Source organism: Roseovarius sp. CAU 1744 (assembly GCF_039839345.1).
Taxonomy (GTDB): Bacteria; Pseudomonadota; Alphaproteobacteria; order Rhodobacterales; family Rhodobacteraceae; genus Roseovarius.
On sequence record NZ_JBDOQV010000010.1, the window covers coordinates 59211 to 79537 of the forward strand.

A 20327-nucleotide genomic window follows, 5' to 3' on the forward strand; every position below is an offset into this window, starting at 1 on the left:
AAATGTCACCATTCTGCCACAACGAGGTGCGGATTTCCGTACCTATGCTGGGCTTTGTAGTGTGATAGGCTAAATAACGCCTCAATAGATTTAGGACCGGATAAGAAATTGCTGCCGTTCATCAAAACTCTCTGCCGCATGGCACGCCCGGCGGCGTCTCTTGCCGGGCTTGGCATCCTGATGGCCTGCGCCCATCCAGAGCAGGTCGTGTCGCGCGGTCAGACACCTGACCCGTATGAGAAATTCAACCGCAAGGTACACAAGTTCAACCGCGGCCTTGACCGTGCGCTGATCCGCCCTGCGGGCAAAGGCTACAGCGCCGCTATCCCGGATGACATCGAAACCGCGATCGGGCGCTTTGCCTTCAACCTGTCGATTCCCAGTGCCGTGGTGAACAGCGTGCTGCAGGGCAACATGCGCGGTGCCATTCAGGACACCGCCCGGTTTGCCGTCAACAGCACCGTTGGCCTGGGTGGTTTTTTCGATCCGGCCAGTGAATTGAGCATGCCCGCACCCACCGACGCGGATTTCGGCCAGACCCTGTATGTATGGGGCGTCCAAGAAGGGAATTACGGCGAGGTACCGATTCTCGGCCCGGGCACCGACCGGCACCTGGCAGGCAAGGTGGTGGACGTCTTCACCAACCCGCTGACCTACGTGCTGCCCGACCCGGAAAAATACTATGGTACCGGCGCATCCCTGGCCTCGCGCCTAAGTGATAGGGCCCGCTATTCCGATACCATCGATTCCGTATTATATGAGAGCGAAGACAGCTACGCGGCGACGCGATCACTTTATCTGCAGAATCGCCGCTTCAAGCTGGACGGGGGCCGCAGCGATAATTATCGGGACCCCTATGACGAGCTCTACGGAGTACCGAGTGAGGATCCTGCCAATGTTACCGACGACCAATGAACTGAACCGCCGCCATCTTATCGCAACCGGAATTGCCGCCGCCGCATTTGCCGGGCTGCCGGGGGATGCCTTTGCGCTTACGGATGCGCGGGCCCGCGCGCTGGTGGATCGGGTGGTGGATGACATCAACAAGGTTATCGCCTCGGGCAAATCGCAATCTGCGATGATTGCGGATTTCGAGCGCATCTTTACCCGCTACGCCGATGTGAACGTGATCGCGCAATCGACGCTCGGGCCGGATTCGCGCCGCGCCAGCAGCAGCCAGCTGCGCGCCTATACGACCGCCTTCCGCGGTTATGTGGCGCGCAAATACGGCAAGCGGTTTCGCGAGTTCATCGGCGGCAGGATCGAAGTCCACAAGGTGCGCAAGGTCAAATCCTGGCACGAGGTCATTTCCACCGTGCAACTGCGCGGCTCGTCCCCGTTCGACGTTCGGTTCCTGGTCTCGGACCGCTCCGGCAAGGACCTGTTCTTCGATCTGATCATCGAGGGGGTCAGCCTGCGTTTGAGCGAGCGCACCGAAATCGGTGCCATGCTGGATCGCCGCAAGGGTGATATTGACGCCCTGATCGCGGATCTGAAAACCGCCGGGTAAGCCAGAGCGTCCGGTTCGGATTCCTGCCTGCGGAGGGCGGCCTGTGCTTCGGGGTCGGGAAATTCGAAAGTGATCGATGATCGGTATTGCCTGCCTGATCCGCTTGTCGCCGTACCACGCGCGCCTCGGGACTCGGGCGAATAAGATCGTCAGTGCAGGCTCAGCAACGCGACGGCACCCACGAAGATCAGGCTCAGCGCCCAGACGAGATCCAGGTTGAACCAGCCTTTCGAAAGGAATTTCAGGCCCAGCCAGTGATAGACGCCCACCGCGATCGCCCCGCCGGTACCTGCCATCGCGATCGTATGCGTCAGGGCGACGGCCAGCGCGACCCCGGCATCGCTTTGCATCAGATCATAGGCCGCGGCGTGACCGGCATCATCGTCCAATGTGCCGCAAATGCCCAGGTAGATCGGCACCAGCATCAAGCCGGCGCCATGGGCCATCGCCACCAGGAACGACCACAGCGCAAGGCGCCCCGGCGGCACCCGTGCCAGAAACCGCGGGTGGCGGCGCTTGAACAGCAGGTAGAGGCCAAGCGCAATCACCAGGCAGGCGGCACCGATCTGAATCTGCTGCTGCCATTCGACCAGAAACAACAGCGCCGCAAACGGCAGCAGGATAACCACCATCGCCAACAGGTGTCCCGCCGCCAGCGCCAGCAACGCTCGGTAAAGACCGCCGTAGTGCCGCTCCATCAATGCCGAGGATACGGCCAGCGGCCAGCCCATACCCGGGTTGACCCCGTGATAGATCCCCGACGCCACAACGGCCCACCACAGGGCCGTTGTCGTGCTCAATGCCTCCACGCGTCAGACAGACGGATAGCAGAAGCTGTCGGTTGAGCAATCGCCGCCCTCAAGGCGGATCTGGTGGCTGCGATAGCCTTCGGGGAAGTCGACCCAGAAGTCCTTGTCCAGCGTCAGGCCGCCCTTGGCGTCGGCGTGCGCCATGACCATCGCCGCCCCGCGGTCGCCGGGATAGAACTGGTCATCCCAGGTGGAATAGAGCGAGTTGGTCCAGTAGACCCGCTTGCCGTCGCGGCTGATCTCGACCATCTGCGGGCCGTAGCCAAAACTCTTGCCGTTGGGGTGTTTGTGATTGGCGACAATGCCCCCCAGTTCGACCTTGCCGGTAAGCTTGGGTTTCATCGGATCTGAGACATCGTATTGGTGCATCTCGCCCAGGCCCCAGCAGGACACATAGAGGAACCTGTCATCCAGGCTCAGGTCGATATCCGTGACCAGCGGCGGCACCGCCTCGAACCCCTGCAGCAGCGGCGGCAGATCGTCCTTGGCCGCGGGCACCGGATCTATGGTGATGGTCTTCTTGGCCTCGAAACTGCCATCCGCCTTGCGCCACCAGGTAAAGATCGAGCCCTGCAGATTGGTCGTATCCACCACCACCCCGCAGAACCCGTGTTCCTTGGCGGGGTCATGCGCCGGGCGGATCTCAAGCGCCATCTGGTGATTTTCACCAAGGTCGATCGTCTGGACGTTCTTGCGCCCGCGCAGATCCCAGAAATGAATCGAATGACCGTATTTGTTGGACAGAAGGTCCTCGGGGACGACACCGTTTTCGAACTGCGGCGGCAAGGCCCATTCCGAGCTGACCATGTAGTCGCGCGGAAGGTTCCACCAGAAATCGTAGTGTTTGTCCTGAACGCCGCGATCCATTTCGTAGCGGCCCAAAATGTCGAAGGTTTCACAATCCATGATGAAGATCCCCGGCGGGCCATCGGTGCCGTCCTTGCCGCCACCGCCCAAGGTCGAAACATAGATCCCCTCGGGGCCGCAATGGATCGTGTGCGGCCGCGAATAGCCGGTCTTTTCAAACAGCTCCTCCGGCTCGATGATCTTGTGGATCTTGGCCTTGAGCGGTTCCTTGACATCAATGACGTAAATCCGGCTGGACCGGATGCCGGGAATGATCAGATAGCGCCGCTCCAGGAACGCGTGACCTGTCAGCGGCGACAAGGCGGACGAACACGCATTCCAGCCGAAATGGTGAAATTCATCGCCCTTGTTGGGCATGAAAAGGCTTTGCAGGATCTTGCCGTAGGATTTCGATTTCGGATCGACATCGATCACCGCCAGGCCATCGGGTTGCGAGCCGTCGGGGCTCAGCATCAGGGTAAACGCCAGCGTTTCCGCCGGCGCTTTCATGGCCAGCTTCGGGGTTGCGTGGAATGTCGGGTCTGGTCTCAAATTCATGATATGCATCCTCCCTGGCGGCCGTAATTGACTGGTTTTTCTAAGGCCGCCTCTTGAAAATTTGCACAGAATCAAATGTCAGACAATTGAATTTTTTCTCCCGTGACCAGCCGATGGCAGAATGCCGTCCCGGAAATGGTCAAGTGCCGGGAAAACCATTGGCTTTTTGCCGCATCCGGCATCGGGGCATCATCCATCACGTTCCGTGTCAGCGATTATTGCCCTTCACACCGCTAGATGATCGCACCGCGAACCTTGGCGGACACCCATTCCGAGATCACAACGGCAAGCAGGATGACCAGCAGGATCAGGGCGACCTGCGGCCAGGCCAGAATGTTGAGCGACGCGGATAATTGCAGCCCGATGCCGCCAGCCCCGACCAGGCCCAGAACCGTGGATTCGCGGATGTTGATATCCCAGCGGAAAACCGCGATGCCGGCAAAGGCGGGCAGGATCTGTGGCACGATTCCATAGGCCATCACCTGCCAGCGCGACGCGCCGGTGGCGGTGATCGCCTCGACCTGGGTGTGGTCGATCTCTTCGATCGCCTCGTAGAGCAGCTTGGCGCAAAAACCGATGGACCGGATGGCAATCGCGATCACGCCCGCGAATACCCCAGGCCCGATGATGGCGATCAGCAGGAGCGCCCAGATCAGTGAATTGATCGAGCGTGTCGAGACGATGATCAGCAGCGCCACGGGACGGATGAACAGCGACGACGGCGTGGTGTTGCGTGCCGCCAGAAAGGCCACCGGAACCGCCAGCAGCAACGCGATGATCGTGCCCAGCGTGGCGATGTTGATCGTGTCCCAGATCGGTTTGCCCAGCTGGGTGATATATTCCCATTTCGGCGGCGTCGCACGGCGCCAGATATCCCCGGCGATATTGGGCGCATCCCAGACGAAAAACCACGTGGTGGCTGCCGATATCTGTTGCCAGCAATAGGCAAAGCCGGCGATTCCGATCAACCAGAGCACCCAGTGGGCCAGCGTTTCCCGACCCGTTCTGCGCTGCCAGACCTTCTGGTCCCTCACGTCCTGAACCGGCATTACTGTACCCTCTCGCGAATGATACCCGAGAGGTATTCCAACGCCATGACGATGCCGATAATCAGCAGCAGGATGGCCGCGGCGGTATCGTATTCATAGCGATCGAACGAGGTATTCAGCGTGGCACCGATCCCGCCGGCCCCGACCAGGCCCAGGATGGCGCTTTCGCGGAAATTGATGTCGATCCGGTACATCGACAGCCCGATCAGGCGCGGCATCACCTGCGGCTGCACCCCGTAATTGATCCACTGCAGCCAGCCGGCGCCCGATGCCTTGATCGCCTCGGCCTGCACCCGGTCCATGCTTTCGATATCCTCGGCCAGCAGTTTCGACAGGAACCCGATGGTGGCGAAACTGAGCGTCAGGAAACCGGCAAGCGGACCAAAGCCGAAAATCGCCACCAGCAGGATCGCGACGATGATCTCCTGCAGCGCGCGGCTGATGGCGATGATCCCGCGGCAGAGCAGGTAGACCGGCAGGGGGGCTATGTTGCGCGCCGCCCCCAGCGCGATGGGGATCGAGATGCCGATCCCCACGACCGAGGCCGCGATGGTCATGATGATGCTTTCCAGCATCCCGTCCCAGATGTCGCCCGAACGCGAAACGAAATCGGGGCTGGTAAAGGCCAGGATGAACTGTTTGCCACGCTCGAGCCCCTCGTAGACCCGCGCCCAGTTGACCTCGATAGTCAGAACCGCGGCCAGCAGGTAACAGGCGCCACCAATGACCAGAACCCAGCGCAACCACCGGCGTTGGATGAAGGGCGGTTTCCGCCACGGGCGGCCGACCATCGCCTCCAGACCGGCGCTCATTCCGCCGCCTCCACGTCGTCATCCTCGTCATCGACCTTTTCGATCGTCGCTTCCCAGTCCTCCTCGCCATAGATTGTCGTCAGCACATCGGGCGTCAGCGCATCGGGCGGGCCGTCGAATTCGATGGCGCCAAACCGCAGGCCGATCACCCGCTGCACGAACATTTGCGCCAGCGCCACGTCATGGATGTTGATGATCGCGGCCAGCCCGCGTTCCTTGCACAGCTCGCAGATTAGCCGCATGATCTGGCGCGAGGTCTTCGGATCGAGCGACGCGGTGGGTTCGTCCACCAACAGCAACGCGGGGTTCTGGATCAGGGCTCGGCAGATACCCACGCGCTGCCGCTGCCCGCCGGAAAGTTCATCCGCCCGCTTGTCGGCCATGTCCAGAAGGCCCACGCGATCCAGCAGGCGAAACGCCTCGTCCACGTCGGACTGAGGGTATTTGCGCAAAAAACTTCGCCAGAAACCGACATATCCCAACCGGCCCGACAGCACGTTCTCCATGACGGTCAGGCGCTCGACCAGCGCATATTCCTGAAAGATCATTCCCATGCGGCGGCGTTCGCGGCGCAGCGCCCCCGAGGACAGTCCCGTCAGGTCCACGTCGCCCAGATAGACATTGCCCGATGTCGGCTCGACCAGCCGGTTGATGCAGCGGATCAGCGTTGACTTTCCCGCCCCCGACGGACCGATCAGCGCCAGAACCTGGCCCTCGGGCACCTCAAGGTCGACCGACTTCAGCGCCTGGTCCCCGGTCTTGTAGGTCTTCACCAGCTTTTCAAGCCGCAGCATGAAAGCCCTCCCACCCATTATTCTCGTGTGGAAAAGGGCGGCCTGTTCTTGCCGCCCCTTTCCCGGTTTCAGTAGCGCCTATTGACACGCGTAGCTGACGTCATTGGCAGCGTCGATCTTGCGGATCACTTCCCAGTAATCCTTGTAGGTGATCTCGATGAACTGCGCCTCGCCGTTCTTGCTGAACTCTTCCTCAAGGCTGGTCCCGGCCCAGTCAAAGCTGAAGAAGGCGTTTCTGATCTTGTCCTGCAGCTCGGGCGTGAGGTTATGAACCACACCGTAGCCGGTCGTCGGGAAGGTCTGAGACTTGTAGATCGACACCAGCTGGTCGGCTTTGACCACATCGCGTTTCAGCATGCGCGCCAGCACCGAATTGGCGATTGATGCCGCCGGATAGTCCTTGTTGGCGACACCGAGGATGGAATTGTCATGTTTGCCGGAATAGACCGGTTCGAAATCGCGATCGGGCAGCATGTCGTAATCCGCCTTCAGGATCGCCGACGGTGCCTTGAAACCCGAATTGGACGTGGGCGAGGTGAAGGCCAGCTGCCCGCCCTTGATGTCCTCGACCTTTTCGATTCCCGATCCCGGATAGGTCAGGATTTCCATCTCGTAGCCAAAGCTGCCATCCTCGCCCGCCATGATCGTGAACGGGCGGAACCCGGCACAGTTCACCGCCAGCGGGTTGGACCCGGTGTTGAAACCTGCAATATGCAGCCGCCCCGAGCGCATTGCCTCGATCTGGGCCGCGTTGTTCTGAACCGGGAAGAACATGACGCTCTTGCCGGTTTCGTTTTCCAGATGGGTCAGGAAATCCGACCAGGCTTCCTTGTAGACAGCCGGATCCTCGACCGGTGTGTAGGCAAAGATCAGCGTGTCCGGATCGATCAGCTGGCTTGCATCCGCGGGAATGTCGGCAATCAGATCGCCGTCGGCATCGCAGAACCGTTCATCCAGATCGCCGCGCGGGCAATTCTGAGCCGCCGCCGGCGCGGCGGTCAGCGACAGGCAAAAGGCGCAGGCGGCGCCGGACAGAAATTTCGACAAGATATGCATTTGATCTCCTCTCCTTTCGAATGAGGCTAGTTTCGATTGCCCCGATTAACAAAGAAAAAGTCGTCCCCGTTTGCTGTCGTGCAATACAGACCAACCCCTTCACGGATCATCATCAACACATGGCAAGGACAATACAACCAGATTAGGAACGCCACACACTGCCTTGCTGACAAAGATCGCCTGCGGCACGCGCAGGCGATGCGGACACCACACCAGACATTCTTGACAGCAAGGTGACTGTATTCGCGCCACGACAAGACTGTTCGGCCGCACCGCATCCGGTGGAGACGCCGGTTGCGCCGCCCGGCCAATCAAATGGGACAAGAGCGGCACAGCGGGTTGACACCATTGCCGGGCTATGGCCCCTTGCCCATCCGAAGAATACAAGGACGACCCCATGTCATTGCAATTCCTGCTTACCGCGCTTGTGGTCGTTCTGATCCCCGGCACTGGCGTCATCTATACGCTGGCCATCGCATTTGGCCGGGGATGGCGGGCCAGCATCTATGCTGCGCTCGGCTGCACGCTCGGCATTGTCCCGCATATCCTGGCGGCAACGCTGGGGCTGGCCGCGCTGCTGCATATCTCCGCCCTGCTCTTCCAGGTGGTAAAATTCGCGGGCGTGGCGTACTTGCTCTACCTCGCCTGGCAGGCGATCAGATCCGGTGGCGCGCTGTCGGTCGAGGCCTGCCCCACGGCGCAGCGCGGGTGGCGCATTGCCTGGCGCGGGGCGCTCATCAACATCCTGAACCCGAAGCTGTCGGTCTTTTTCCTGGCCCTGCTGCCGCCGTTCCTGTCGGGTGATCCCGCCACTGCCACGGCCGAGTTGCTGGGGCTGGGTGCCGTCTTCATGGGGCTGACACTGGTGGTTTTCGTCACATACGGGGTCTTCGCCGCGACACTGCGCAGCCGTCTCTTATCCTCGGATGCGGCGATGCGATGGCTGAATCGCAGTTTTGCCGCGCTCTTTGCAGCACTTGGCGCGCGCCTGGCGCTTGAGAAGGCGTGACATACTCCATTCCCCACGCGCCGCTGTTGCTGTGGCCGGCGGGGTTGATCCGATTTGTCCTGTGCGCACTTGTCCCATCGGGGCTGAACGTAACCTCAAATGTTCCGGCGCGACGGGCTTTCGTCACCACCGCGGGCATGTATTCGGCGCTGGAATGCAGCCAGCTGAAGCCCTGTTCCTGCTGATGGTGGGTTTCATCGGATTACTTGGCCTTGGCCGGCTTTTCTGGCACTACGGCCTGGCCCCGGCATGGTGGACGCGCCCGCGGATTCCACTGACGCCCGGTGTGCGGACCTGCCTAGCAACGGGAGCATTCCTATGACCGGCGACTTGGAAACCCTCAGGGTTTATGGCGACATGGCAACAGACTATGCCGCCATGACCTCGGATGCGGATAAGGATCCCTCATTGACGACCTTTATCAACGCGCTGCCCACCGGCGCGCATGTCCTGGACCTGGGCTGTGGTCCGGGCGCGGCTGCGGCGCAGATGGCTCAGGCCGGCCTGATTGTGAATGCGACCGATGCCGCGCAGGCGATGGTTGATCTGGCGGGCCGACATGCCGGGGTCCGTGCCTGGCTTGCCACGTTCGATGACCTCACCGGCAGCAACCTCTATGACGGTATCTGGGCAAATTTCAGCCTGCTGCACGCCCCCCGCGCCGACATGCCCCGCCACCTTGTCACGCTGCGCGAGCTTCTGCGTCCCGGGGGCATGTTCCACATCGGCATGAAAACAGGCACCGGCGAACAGCGCGACAAGCTGGGCAGGCTTTATACGTATTACACCGCCGAAGAGTTGACCGGCCTGTTGCAGGATGCCGGTTTCACGCCCTTTTCCAGCACAACCGGCCGCGAAAAGGGCCTGGATGGGGTGGTGGCAGATTGGGTGGCGATTACCGCACATGGTTAAACTGCTTGCCTATACCGACGGGGCCTGTTCGGGCAATCCCGGCCCGGGGGGCTGGGGTGTGCTGATGCGGGCGATGGACGGCGACAGAATCGTCAAGCAGCGCGAGCTGCAGGGCGGCGAGGCCGAGACCACCAACAACCGGATGGAGCTGCTGGCGGCGATCCACGCGTTGGAAACGCTTGAGCGGTCCAGCGCGATCACGGTCGTGACAGACAGCGCCTATGTCAAGAACGGCGTCACCGGATGGATTCACGGCTGGAAGCGCAACGGCTGGAAGACCTCGAACAGGAAACCGGTGAAGAATGCCGAGCTGTGGCAGCGGCTGGATGCGGCTCAGGCCCGCCACGACGTGACCTGGGAATGGGTAAAGGGCCATGCCGGCCACCCTGAAAACGAACGCGCGGATGAACTGGCCCGCGCGGGCATGGCGCCGTTCAAGCCAGCCAAGTCCAAAAAGGCCGAGCAATGAGCCCGCTGGTATTGCTCGATTATGCCGCGGTGCTGATATTCGCCCTGACGGGCGCGCTGGTAGCCAGCCGGGCGCAGTTAGACATCGTCGGCTTTGCCTTCATGGCGTCGATCACGGCGGTGGGCGGCGGCACGGTGCGCGACGTGCTGCTGGACCGCAATCCGGTATTCTGGATCGGCAATCCCACCTACATCTTCATCGCTCTGGGCGCAGCGGTGTTCATCTACTTCACCGCGCATCTGGTCGAAAGCCGCTATCGCTGGCTGGTCTGGCTGGACAGTTTTGCGCTGGCCGTCGCCGTGCCCGCCGGGATGGCCGCCGCGATGATGACGCTGCAGCCCGGGCCGGTTCTGGTGATGATGGGGGTGACAACGGGATGCCTGGGCGGGCTGCTGCGCGATGTGGTCGCCAACCAGGTGCCGCTGGTCCTGAAACAGGGCGAGCTTTACGTGACCGCAGCCCTTGGCGGCGCTCTGGCGGGTCTGCTGGCGATGCAGTTCACCCACCTGACGACGCCGGTCCTGCTGACCTGCGCTATCGTTACCTGGGCCCTGCGCGCGGGGTCAATCATCTTTGGCTGGAAACTGCCCGTCTACAAGAGCCGGCCACCCCGGCAATGAAGAAGCACGAGGGCAACATGGCGGAACAAGCCGCCATCAAGGCGGCGAGTTCAGGCAACCATCTGATCTGCCAAGCCGCCATTCGGGCCGCTGGCGGCCACGCATCTGGAATGTTCTATCTTGCCTCCAAACTGCTGTGACCGTTAACAAAGTAAGTGGTTAAGGCTGCTGGGGGGACAGAGATGAACGAGCAGGTTGCGAATCCGACCGAAGAGACACTGGACCCCTGCGACTGGGACGGGCTGCAGGGTCTGGCGCATCAGGTCATTGACGACGCGATTGCCCATATTCGGGACGTGCGCGACCGCCCGGTCTGGCGCGAGATGCCCGAGCAGGTCAGAAAAGCCTTTGCAAGTCCGACGCCAGAACGGCCGCAACCGCTTCCGGATGTCTACAGGGAACTTCAGGAACTGCTCATGCCCTACCCGATGGGAAACATCCATCCGCGGTTCTGGATGTGGTTCATGGGGGCGGGTAGCTTCAGCGGTGCTTTGGCCGAGTTCATCGCGGCCGTCGACGGCTCCAACCTTGGCGGCGGGAACAACGCCGCGGCCCTGATGGACCTGCAGGTCGTGGATTGGCTGAAACAGATGACCGGCTTTCCCGAAAGCGCCGGGGGAACATTGGTCAGTGGCGGTTCCATGGCCAATATCATCGGGCTGACCGCCGCGCGCACTGCAATGGCAGGCATCGACGTTCGCGCCGAAGGGGTTGCCGCCATGCCGCAGCAACTGCGCTACTATGGCTCCGAACAGGCCCATAGTTGCCATCAGAAGGCCGTGGAGCTTCTGGGACTGGGCAACAGGGCTTTGCGCCGGGTACCCACGGGGCCGGATTTCCGGATGGATGTCAGCGCCTTGCAAGACATGATTGCCGAGGACCGCAAAGCCGGTCATCGTCCAGCCTGCGTCATCGCGACCGCCGGCACGGTAAACACCGGCGCCATCGATGACCTGCCCGAGATTGGCGCGCTTTGCCGAAAGGAAGGGCTTTGGTTCCATGTGGATGGCTGCATCGGCGCGCTGGCCGCCATTGCCCCGGAGAACGGGCGCTTGGTGCGCGGGCTGGAAACGGCCGACTCAATGGCTCTTGACCCCCACAAATGGTTGCATGTGCCCTTTGAAGCCGGTTGTGCACTGGTCCGGGACGCAAACACCCACCGGAACACATTTGCCGTCCACCCTGAATATCTTGAGGAAAAACCGCGTGGCATCGCGGCCGGCGAATATCTGCATGATTACAATCTTCAGACTTCCCGCGCGTTCCGGGCACTGAAAATCTGGCTGACGCTGAAGGAGCACGGCACCGAGAAGTTTGGCCGGTTGATTGACCAGAACATCGCGCAGGCCCACTATCTCAGCGGCTTGATCGAACGCGCGCCAAACCTGCAGATGATGGCACCGACGACGCTTAACATCGTCTGTTTCCGTTTCGATCCAGGTGCGCTGCAGGAGGCCGAACTGCGTGAACTGAACACGGAAATCATGCTGCGAATGCAGGAAACCGGCATCGCCGCCGTTTCCGACACCTCTGTTGCCGGGCATCACTGCCTGCGCGTGGCAATCTGCAACCATCGCACCAAGCGCGAGGATCTTGACTTGCTGGTTCAAGAAGTATCCCGGGTCGGTGCTGTGTTGACCTGTGGCGAAGGAATGGGCGCAGCGACAACAGACTGATCGCAGCCAACCAGAGGAACGGAGCAGGGTTGCCCGCAGGTCTGGCGCGCGCCTGTGCTGATCAGTCCGTTTGCAGGAACGGGTGTCGTGGGCTCAAAGAGCCAGAAGCCTCATGCCTGATTGCTTGCCCCGATGGGGGCCAGAGCGACCAGCGGTCGAAAATTCCAGCGTGACGCTCTGGTTGCTTCAACGGCGCCAGTGGGTCGGCACGATCACCAGCGCGCCGATCGAGGACAGGATCGCGTCGAAGCCCGGTGTTCCGAAGCGGATCCCGAACATGATCCGCACGAAATAGAACAGGAACGCCCCGCCCACGCAGATGATGATGGATTGCAGGTAGCCGTTATGCGTGAAACCCGATTTCTCGCTGACATAGCCGACGATCCCGGCAATCACCACGGTTCCGATCAGCACTGGAAACATGAAGCTCTCCCTAGTCAAGACAGGCGGGAGGAGACCAGCCGCGCATCACCTCGGCGGTGTCCGCCGCTTTGCGTCCCTCGCGCTGAAGCGAGGTTACCGCAATCGCGCCGTCACCGGTACCCACATAGAGCGTCCGGTCCGTCGCCTGTATCTCTCCGGGCGCGGCATCGGCCTTGGCAACAGAGGCCCTCAGAAACTTGAGCCTTTCTCCGCCCGCCATGGCCCATGCGCCGGGAAAGGGCGACAACCCGTTGATCTGCCGCACGATCTGATCCGAGGGGCGCGACCAGTCAATCCGGGCTTCGGATTTGTCGATCTTGGCGGCATAGCTCACCCCCGCCTCCGGCTGCGGCTCGGGGGTCAGCCTGTCCAGTCGGGAAAGCGCATCCACGATCGCCTCGGCCCCCAGAGCCGACAGCCGGTCATGCAATTCGCCCGTCGTTTCCGTTTGACCGATTGTTACCGCCTTGCGCAGCAGCACCGGCCCGGTATCGAGCCCTGCTTCCATCTGCATGATGCAGATGCCGGTTTCGGTATCGCCTGCCATGATGGCGCGGTGAATCGGTGCCGCGCCACGCCAGCGCGGCAGGAGCGACGCGTGGATGTTCAGGCACCCGAGTGCGGGCGCGTCCAGCACCGGCTGCGGCAGGATCAGCCCGTATGCGACGACCACCGCAAGGTCGGCGTTGAGCGCCGCGAACGCCTGTTGTTCATAGGGGTCTTTCAGCGTGACCGGATGGCGCACCGGCAATCCCAGCTCCCACGCGCGGGTCTCGACCGGCGTCGGCCGGTCATTCTTGCCACGGCCCGCCGGACGCGGCGGCTGGCAGTAGACACAGGCGATCTCGTGCCCGGCCCCGACCAGCGCGTCGAGCGCGGGTACGGAAAACTCGGGCGATCCCATGAAAACGATGCGCATCGCCTCAGACCTTCCGTGCCTTGCGGATCAGCATGTCGCGTTTGACCTTGCTGAGACGGTCGAAATACATCCGCCCGGCAAGGTGATCTATCTGATGCTGCACGCTGGTCGCCCACAGCTTGACGAAATCGCGCTCTTCGATCTCACCCGCCTCGTTCAGAAACCTGACAGTCACCGCCCGGGGGCGTTTGATCCGGGCCGAAACACCGGGCAGGTTGGGGCTGGCCTCGGTATGTTCGCGTGTTTCGATACTCGCGTGAATCACTTCCGGATTGGCCATGCGCACCACCTGCCCCCGCGTTTCGCTTGCATCAACCACGGCGAGCCGCCGCATCACGCCGATCTGCACGGCGGCAAGGCCCACGCCCGGCATCGCCTCCATCGTGTCGATCATGTCATCCCAGATCGCATGTATCTCGTCGGTGATGGTGGCAACCGTTTCCGCAGGGCTGCGCAACCGCTTGTCGGGCCAAGGCAAACAGGGCCTGACAGTCACGCGCGGGCCTTCTCGCGCTTCAGCTTCTGCATCTTGCGCGTTATCAGCTGCCGCTTCATCGCGCCCAGGTAATCAATGAATAGCTTGCCGTTCAGGTGATCGATCTCGTGCTGAACACAGGTGGCCCAGAGGCCATCGAAAGTCTCGGAATGTTCGTTCCCGTCCATGCCGATCCAGCGGACATCCACAACCTTGGGGCGCTTGATTTCGGCAAACTGATCGGGGATCGAAAGGCACCCCTCCTCGTAGACATTCTTTTCATCGGACGCAGCGACGATCTCGGGGTTGAACATCACCATCGGGCGCGGTGTTTCGTCTTCTTCCTTGATGCAATCCAGAACGATCAGGCGGCTGAGAACGCCCACCTGCGGTGCAGCAAGGCCAATGCCCGGCGCGTCGTACATCGTCTCCAGCATGTCCCCGGCCAGCGTGCGCAGCTCGTCCGACAGGTCGTCGACGGGGGCGCACATCTTCTTCAGGCGTGGATCCGGGTGGATGAGAATGGGCAGTTTCATGGGGGTGATTTAGGCCATGTGCGGGTAATCTGCAACGCCCCTTGCGCTCGATGTACAATCCGCTAGCGTGCGCCCCGACCCCCAAGGAGTTTCCCATGAATTTCGATCAGATCATCGACCGCCGCGGCACGAATTGCACCAAATGGGACATGATGGGTGCGCCGTCGGTCGGCGTGTCCGCCGAGGACGGTATCCCGATGTGGATTGCCGACATGGATTTCGAGGCGCCCGATTTCCTTCAGGAGGCCGTACACGGGTTGGTTGAAAGGGCCAATTACGGGTATTTCATCGGCGAAGACAGCCTCAAGGAGCGGATCGCCTGGTGGATGCAGACCCGCCATGGCTGGGCCGCAGACCCCGCGTCGATGTCTTCGACCTATGGTCTTGGCAATGGCATCGCGCTCTGCCTGCAGGCCTTCACCCAACCGGGAGATGAAGTTATCATTTTCACGCCGGTCTACCACGAATTCGCAAAGAAGGTGGCAAATGCCGGCCGCACCGTGCACGAAAGCCCGCTGGTCATCCGCGACGGCGTTTACCACATGGATCTCGATGCGCTTGGGGATTCGATGACCGGGCGCGAAAAGGTGCTGTTATTCTGTTCGCCGCATAACCCGGCCGGGCGCATCTGGACCGCGGGCGAATTGCAGGCGCTGGCCGAATTCTGTGCGCGCCATGATCTGATATTGCTTTCGGACGACGTACATAACGATCTGACCTATCCCGGCGAAACCTATGTGCCGATCCCCGTTGCCGCACCGTCGGTGACGAACCGTCTGGTCATGCTGACTTCGGCCTCCAAGACCTTCAATGTCGCCGGTACAAGGCTGGGCACGATCACGATCCCCGACGATGGGTTGCGCGCGAAGTTCAGTGCCGTTCTCACTGGCCTCAACATACAGCCGAACCTTCTGGGCCTTGTCCTGACCGAGGCTGCCTATTCAGCGCGCGGCGCTGCCTGGGTGGATGAGTTGAGGACGTATGTTGCCGAAAACAGCCGCCTCTTTCTGGCAGGCACCTCCGAGATTCCCGGCGTCACCCCGATGCCGATGCAATCGACCTATCTCAGCTGGCTGGATTTTACCAATACCGGCATGGAGATGGGCGAGGTGATCCGCCGCGTCCGGCAAGACGCCCGCATCGCACCCTCGATCGGGGCCGATTTCGGCACCGGCGGCGAAAACTTCCTGCGTTTCAATATCGGCACTACGCGCGCCCGGGTTCTTGAGGCCGTCGAACGCCTGCAAGCGGCATTCTCCGATCTGCAATAGGCTGGTACCGGTCAAACAAAGTTCCCTATGCGGACAAAACGGCCGTTCGGTTGGGTGCCCCCGCGCGGTGTCAAGGCCGCAGGCCGCCGCGCGATCGCCAAACCGCCCCCCGGCTGGCGATCGGGTGATGTTGCCACATCCTTCAGGGCATTGTCGGATTTGGCGGGGATAAACAGCGCCGAACCAAGTTTGTTCGCCACCCCGCGGTCTGGCCATCGCGCGGCTCGCGTTGCCTGACCACTCACGGCTCGGAGCCGTCGTAGCCGCCCTTTTTACCAGCAAACTTCGCCGCCCGCATAACTCACACGGGGACATAACAAGTCTCAGACCGGCTTGGCCTCGGGTTTGGGGCGCAGCGCTTCCAGCGGTTTACGCACGGTTTCGCGCAGGCCCGACCCGCTGGAGGCCTGCACCCGCTTGGTCGCCTCGACCAGCAGAACACCGCCCGCGGCAACGACGGACAGCTTCCCGCCCAGGCTTTCCCACATCCCCGCGGTCTTGCGCCAGAACCGACGCTCGGACGGCGGCTGATAGAGCGCATGTGCGTGTTTGACCGGCATGAAATCAAGCGATTTCAGCTGGCTTTCCAACTGTCCCTGACTGTAGGGGCGGCCGGACCCGAACGGCGTCCGGTCGCTGCGCGACCACAGGCCGGCACGGTTGGGCACCACGAACAGGGCCGAGCCGCCCGGCCCCAGAACCCGCCAGCACTCCTCGAGCAGGGCGGTGGGCTGTTCGCTGGCCTCGAGCCCGTGAATGACCAGCAGCTTGTCGACATGACCGGTTTCAAGCGGCCACCAGGTTTCCTCGCAAAGCACGGATACGTTGGGGCCGTCCGACGGCCAGCCAATGACGCCCTGCGGCGCAGGCATCAACGCCAGAACCCGCCGGGCATCCGACAGGTAGGGTCGCAGGAACGGCACCGCGAAACCGTACCCCGCCACGGTCTGACCCTTTGCCTCGGGCCAGATCCGCGAGACTTCGGCGCGTATGGTTTTCTGCGCCGCGCGCCCTAGCGCACTGCGATAGTAGAAATTTCGTAGATCCTGTACATCTAGGTGCATTGCAGCCCGGCCCGTGATCGGTCACTCTGACGTTAACATATTCGGCTAAGGGAAAAACACCGTGACACTAGAAATCCTGACCATCCCGTGCCTGTCGGACAACTACGCCTATCTGGCCCATGATCCCGCCACGGGCGAGACAGCGGCGATCGATGTTCCCGAGGCGGGGCCGATCCTGCGGGCGCTAGACGAAAAGGGCTGGACGCTGAGCCAGGTGCTGATCACCCACCATCATGCCGATCATGTCGACGGCCTGGCCGAACTGCTTGCCGCTGCGCCCGCCCAGGTCATCGGGGCTGGGGCGGACGCGCACCGCCTGCCACCGCTGGATGTCGCGGTGAAAGAAGGTGACACGATTTCGCTCGGCAAAGATCAGGGACATGTCATCGACGTATCGGGCCACACGGTCGGCCACGTCGCCTTTCACTTCCCCCAGAGCAACGCGGTTTTCACCGCCGACAGTCTGATGGCCCTAGGTTGCGGGCGGGTGTTCGAGGGGACGATGCCGCAGATGTGGGCCAGCTTGCAGAAACTCTGCGCGCTGCCACCGGAAACCATCGTCTATTCCGGCCACGAATACACCCAGACGAACGCCAAATTCGCCCTGACGGTTGATCCGTCAAATGCTGCCCTTATATCCAGGGCATCCGCAGTTGGCGACGCGCGTGCGCAGGGTCGGCCGACTGTTCCCTCAACGCTCGCCGAGGAATTGGCCACCAACCCTTTCCTGCGCACGACCGACCCCGACATTCAGGCCCAGCTGGGAATGCAGGGGGCGGACCCCGCCGACGTCTTTGCAGAAATCCGCACACGCAAAGATTGTTTTTGACACACCAAGCCTGCGTAATTCCTCAACAATGTCAGGAAAAGTGACCGCGTTGTGCCAAAAAAGCCTTGAAGCGCACACGATATCGACCAAACTTTAATGTTATGAGGCCATGGTCAGGGGCAGAGGACCCGACCCAGATCAGAAGGAGCACCAAACGTGCCTTCATTCTCGAATACGCTGGAACAGGCAATTCACGCGGCTTTGGCACTGGCCAACGCCCGCCAGCACGAATTCGCCACGCTGGAACATCTGCTTCTGGCCCTGATAGACGAACCTGACGCAACCCGTGTCCTCAAGGCATGCAGCGTCGACACAGAGGATTTGCGCGGCACGCTGGTAGAATTCATCGACGACGACCTGTCGAACCTGGTGACCGATATCGAAGGCTCCGAAGCGGTGCCCACGGCAGCCTTCCAGCGTGTCATCCAGCGCGCGGCGATCCACGTCCAGTCGTCGGGCCGGACCGAGGTAACCGGCGCCAATGTGCTGGTCGCCATCTTTGCTGAACGCGAATCGAACGCTGCGTATTTCCTGCAGGCGCAGGACATGACCCGTTATGACGCGGTCAATTTCATCGCCCATGGCGTGGCGAAGGATCCTGCCTATGGCGAAACCCGTCCAGTTACCGGCGCCGCCGATGAAAGCCAGGATAACACGCAATCTTCGACCGAGACGGATGCGGTTGAGGCTGGCGAATCCGCCCTCGCGAAATACTGTGTGGACCTGAATGAGAAATCCCGCCGTGGCGATGTCGATCCGCTGATCGGCCGCTCGCACGAGGTTGAGCGCTGCATTCAGGTGCTTTGCCGCCGGCGCAAGAACAACCCGCTGCTGGTGGGTGACCCCGGCGTCGGCAAAACCGCGATTGCCGAAGGCTTGGCACACAAGGTGGTTCAGGGCGAAACCCCCGATGTCCTGTCACGCACCACGATTTACTCGCTTGACATGGGCGCGTTGTTGGCCGGCACGCGCTATCGCGGCGATTTCGAAGAGCGCCTGAAGGCGGTCGTGACCGAATTGGAAGACCACCCCGATGCGGTTCTGTTCATCGACGAAATTCATACGGTGATCGGCGCGGGTGCCACCTCCGGTGGAGCGATGGATGCGTCGAACCTGCTGAAACCGGCCTTGCAGGGCGGCAAGCTTCGTTGCATGGGGTCGACCACCTTCAAGGAATTCCGTCAGCATTTCGAGAAAGACCGCGCCCTGTCGCGCCGGTTCCAGAAAATCGACGTGGTCGAACCGACGGTTGAAGACACGGTAAAGATCCTCAAGGGACTGAAACCCTATTTCGAGGAACATCACGCCGTCAAATACACCGCCGATGCGATCAAGAGCGCGGTCGAACTGTCGGCGCGCTACATCAACGATCGCAAACTGCCCGACAAGGCCATTGACGTGATCGACGAGGCCGGTGCCGCCCAGCACCTGGTGGCGGCATCGAAGCGGCGCAAGAATATCGGCGCGAAAGAGATCGAGGAGGTCGTGGCCAAGATCGCGCGGATCCCTCCGAAGAACGTCTCGAAGGACGATGCCGAAGTTCTGAAGGACCTCGAAAAATCGCTCAAGCGGGTGGTTTTCGGCCAGGACAACGCGATCGAGGCGCTCAGTTCGTCGATCAAGCTGGCACGGGCCGGTCTGCGCGAGCCGGAAAAACCCATCGGCAACTACCTCTTCGCCGGGCCGACCGGCGTGGGCAAGACCGAGGTCGCCAAGCAACTCGCGGATACGCTGGGTGTCGAACTGCTGCGGTTCGACATGTCCGAATACATGGAGAAACACGCCGTGTCGCGCCTGATCGGCGCACCGCCGGGCTATGTCGGTTTCGACCAGGGTGGCCTGCTGACCGATGGCGTGGATCAGCACCCGCATTGCGTGCTGCTGCTGGACGAGCTGGAAAAAGCGCACCCGGATGTTTTCAACATCCTCCTGCAGGTCATGGATCATGGCAGCCTGACGGACCATAACGGCAGGACCGTCGATTTCCGCAACGTGGTCCTGATCATGACGTCGAATGCCGGCGCGTCGGAACTGGCGAAATCGGCCATCGGTTTTGGCCGTGACCGCCGCGAGGGCGAAGATACCGCAGCAATCGAACGCACCTTCACGCCTGAATTCCGCAATCGTCTGGATGCGGTGATCTCCTTCGCACCGCTGGGCAAAGAGATCATCCTGCAGGTGGTCGAGAAATTCGTACTGCAGCTTGAGGCACAGTTGATGGATCGCAACGTGACCATCGAACTGACGACACCTGCTGCCGAATGGCTGGCTGACAAGGGATATGACGACAAGATGGGCGCGCGCCCGCTGGGCCGCGTCATCCAGGAGCATATCAAGAAGCCGCTGGCCGAAGAGCTGCTGTTTGGCAAGTTGGCAAAAGGCGGCGTCGTGAAAGTGGGTGTCAAGGCCGGCAAGATCGACCTCAAGATCGAAGGTCCGGACCGCCCACGCCTTGCTGGCAAGAAGCCGCCGCTTCTCACCGCGGATTGAGCCTGAGATCAGTTGCGCAGCAATCTGCTGCGCAACCTTGCCCGGCCAAGGCCGGGACAGGCATGCCGGTCCGCCCGAGGGGCGGCGCCAATGATCCAATCGGCATTTCAAAGGACCATTTCGATGGTCCGGCTCTGTCGGCTTTCAGATCAGAGATTTTGTCATCTGGGCCAGGAAACGCCGGGCTTCCGATGCGTATC

23 protein-coding genes are annotated in these 20327 nt (G+C 61.6%); 11 read left to right on the forward strand and 12 right to left on the reverse strand.

Annotation, left to right across the window (positions count from 1 at the left end; all coding sequences use genetic code 11):
- Window positions 1-108: 108 nt before the first annotated feature.
- Complete coding sequence (locus AAFO92_RS19030) at window positions 109-915, forward strand: VacJ family lipoprotein (RefSeq protein WP_347537869.1); 807 nt, start codon at window positions 109-111, stop codon at window positions 913-915.
- Window positions 896-1510: an ABC transporter substrate-binding protein gene (locus AAFO92_RS19035; protein ID WP_347537870.1), complete on the forward strand. Its 615-nt coding sequence runs from the start codon at window positions 896-898 to the stop codon at window positions 1508-1510. Before AAFO92_RS19030 ends, AAFO92_RS19035 begins: the two co-directional genes overlap by 20 nt.
- Before the next feature lie 149 nt (window positions 1511-1659).
- Here the strand turns inward: AAFO92_RS19035 and AAFO92_RS19040 are convergent, their stop codons facing one another.
- The 7 genes from AAFO92_RS19040 to phnD form a co-directional block, all read right to left on the reverse strand.
- Window positions 1660-2319, reverse strand: a complete 660-nt coding sequence (locus tag AAFO92_RS19040) for a hypothetical protein (protein WP_347537872.1) — start codon at window positions 2317-2319, stop codon at window positions 1660-1662.
- 3 nt (window positions 2320-2322) lie between these two features.
- On the reverse strand, window positions 2323-3723 hold the full coding sequence (locus AAFO92_RS19045) for a selenium-binding protein SBP56-related protein (RefSeq protein WP_347537874.1): 1401 nt from the start codon (window positions 3721-3723) through the stop codon (window positions 2323-2325).
- A 71-nt stretch (window positions 3724-3794) separates the two neighbouring features.
- The gene (locus AAFO92_RS19050; RefSeq protein ID WP_347537876.1) at window positions 3795-3920 is read right to left on the reverse strand and encodes a hypothetical protein; all 126 of its coding nucleotides are present in this window, start codon (window positions 3918-3920) and stop codon (window positions 3795-3797) included.
- Window positions 3921-3956: 36 nt separating this feature from the next.
- The gene (phnE, locus tag AAFO92_RS19055) at window positions 3957-4772 is read right to left on the reverse strand and encodes a phosphonate ABC transporter, permease protein PhnE (RefSeq protein ID WP_347537878.1); all 816 of its coding nucleotides are present in this window, start codon (window positions 4770-4772) and stop codon (window positions 3957-3959) included.
- Window positions 4772-5584 carry a phosphonate ABC transporter, permease protein PhnE gene (gene phnE, locus AAFO92_RS19060; RefSeq protein WP_347537880.1) on the reverse strand — a complete coding sequence of 271 codons (813 nt, stop codon included), beginning with the start codon at window positions 5582-5584 and terminating at the stop codon, window positions 4772-4774. Before phnE (AAFO92_RS19060) ends, phnE (AAFO92_RS19055) begins: the two co-directional genes overlap by 1 nt.
- Window positions 5581-6378, reverse strand: coding sequence for a phosphonate ABC transporter ATP-binding protein (gene phnC, locus AAFO92_RS19065; RefSeq protein ID WP_347537882.1), 798 nt, complete (start codon window positions 6376-6378; stop codon window positions 5581-5583). The genes phnE (AAFO92_RS19060) and phnC overlap by 4 nt, the downstream gene beginning before the upstream one ends.
- 78 nt (window positions 6379-6456) lie before the next feature.
- Window positions 6457-7434, reverse strand: coding sequence for a phosphate/phosphite/phosphonate ABC transporter substrate-binding protein (phnD, locus tag AAFO92_RS19070; RefSeq protein WP_347537884.1), 978 nt, complete (start codon window positions 7432-7434; stop codon window positions 6457-6459).
- A 397-nt stretch (window positions 7435-7831) separates the two neighbouring features.
- On the opposite strand from phnD, the gene AAFO92_RS19075 reads away from it, so the two are divergent.
- From AAFO92_RS19075 to AAFO92_RS19100, 6 genes are all read left to right on the forward strand, one after another.
- A complete protein-coding gene (locus tag AAFO92_RS19075; RefSeq protein ID WP_347537886.1) occupies window positions 7832-8443 on the forward strand; it encodes a LysE family translocator in 612 nt (203 codons plus the stop codon).
- 318 nt (window positions 8444-8761) lie between these two features.
- Entirely contained in the window at window positions 8762-9355 is a 594-nt protein-coding gene (locus AAFO92_RS19080) for a class I SAM-dependent methyltransferase (RefSeq protein ID WP_347537888.1), read from the forward strand.
- Complete coding sequence (gene rnhA, locus AAFO92_RS19085) at window positions 9348-9824, forward strand: ribonuclease HI (RefSeq protein WP_347537890.1); 477 nt, start codon at window positions 9348-9350, stop codon at window positions 9822-9824. The genes AAFO92_RS19080 and rnhA overlap by 8 nt, the downstream gene beginning before the upstream one ends.
- A complete protein-coding gene (locus tag AAFO92_RS19090; protein ID WP_347537892.1) occupies window positions 9821-10444 on the forward strand; it encodes a trimeric intracellular cation channel family protein in 624 nt (207 codons plus the stop codon). Before rnhA ends, AAFO92_RS19090 begins: the two co-directional genes overlap by 4 nt.
- Window positions 10441-10584 carry a hypothetical protein gene (locus AAFO92_RS19095; RefSeq protein WP_347537894.1) on the forward strand — a complete coding sequence of 48 codons (144 nt, stop codon included), beginning with the start codon at window positions 10441-10443 and terminating at the stop codon, window positions 10582-10584. Before AAFO92_RS19090 ends, AAFO92_RS19095 begins: the two co-directional genes overlap by 4 nt.
- A 42-nt stretch (window positions 10585-10626) precedes the next feature.
- The gene (locus tag AAFO92_RS19100; RefSeq protein ID WP_347537895.1) at window positions 10627-12120 is read left to right on the forward strand and encodes an aspartate aminotransferase family protein; all 1494 of its coding nucleotides are present in this window, start codon (window positions 10627-10629) and stop codon (window positions 12118-12120) included.
- A gap of 186 nt (window positions 12121-12306) precedes the next feature.
- On the opposite strand, the gene AAFO92_RS19105 is transcribed toward AAFO92_RS19100, so the two are convergent.
- The 4 genes from AAFO92_RS19105 to def (AAFO92_RS19120) are packed head-to-tail and all read right to left on the reverse strand — an operon-like array spanning window position 12307 to window position 14473.
- The gene (locus AAFO92_RS19105; RefSeq protein WP_347537897.1) at window positions 12307-12543 is read right to left on the reverse strand and encodes a hypothetical protein; all 237 of its coding nucleotides are present in this window, start codon (window positions 12541-12543) and stop codon (window positions 12307-12309) included.
- Window positions 12544-12553: 10 nt separating this feature from the next.
- Window positions 12554-13462, reverse strand: a complete 909-nt coding sequence (gene fmt / locus AAFO92_RS19110; RefSeq protein ID WP_347537899.1) for a methionyl-tRNA formyltransferase — start codon at window positions 13460-13462, stop codon at window positions 12554-12556.
- Between the two features lie 4 nt (window positions 13463-13466).
- Window positions 13467-13958 (reverse strand): peptide deformylase, encoded by a 492-nt coding sequence (gene def, locus AAFO92_RS19115; protein WP_347537901.1) that lies wholly within the window; start codon window positions 13956-13958, stop codon window positions 13467-13469.
- On the reverse strand, window positions 13955-14473 hold the full coding sequence (gene def, locus AAFO92_RS19120) for a peptide deformylase (protein ID WP_347537903.1): 519 nt from the start codon (window positions 14471-14473) through the stop codon (window positions 13955-13957). The genes def (AAFO92_RS19115) and def (AAFO92_RS19120) overlap by 4 nt, the downstream gene beginning before the upstream one ends.
- 95 nt (window positions 14474-14568) lie before the next feature.
- Between def (AAFO92_RS19120) and AAFO92_RS19125 the strand changes: the two genes are divergently transcribed.
- Entirely contained in the window at window positions 14569-15744 is a 1176-nt protein-coding gene (locus tag AAFO92_RS19125; RefSeq protein ID WP_347537904.1) for a PatB family C-S lyase, read from the forward strand.
- A gap of 323 nt (window positions 15745-16067) precedes the next feature.
- Here the strand turns inward: AAFO92_RS19125 and AAFO92_RS19130 are convergent, their stop codons facing one another.
- The gene (locus AAFO92_RS19130; protein WP_347537906.1) at window positions 16068-16808 is read right to left on the reverse strand and encodes a methyltransferase domain-containing protein; all 741 of its coding nucleotides are present in this window, start codon (window positions 16806-16808) and stop codon (window positions 16068-16070) included.
- A gap of 61 nt (window positions 16809-16869) precedes the next feature.
- On the opposite strand from AAFO92_RS19130, the gene gloB reads away from it, so the two are divergent.
- Together gloB and clpA are read left to right on the forward strand one after the other, a co-directional pair.
- Complete coding sequence (gene gloB, locus AAFO92_RS19135; protein WP_347537908.1) at window positions 16870-17637, forward strand: hydroxyacylglutathione hydrolase; 768 nt, start codon at window positions 16870-16872, stop codon at window positions 17635-17637.
- Between the two features lie 156 nt (window positions 17638-17793).
- On the forward strand, window positions 17794-20127 hold the full coding sequence (clpA, locus tag AAFO92_RS19140; RefSeq protein WP_347537910.1) for an ATP-dependent Clp protease ATP-binding subunit ClpA: 2334 nt from the start codon (window positions 17794-17796) through the stop codon (window positions 20125-20127).
- The last annotated feature ends 200 nt before the right edge of the window (window positions 20128-20327 follow it).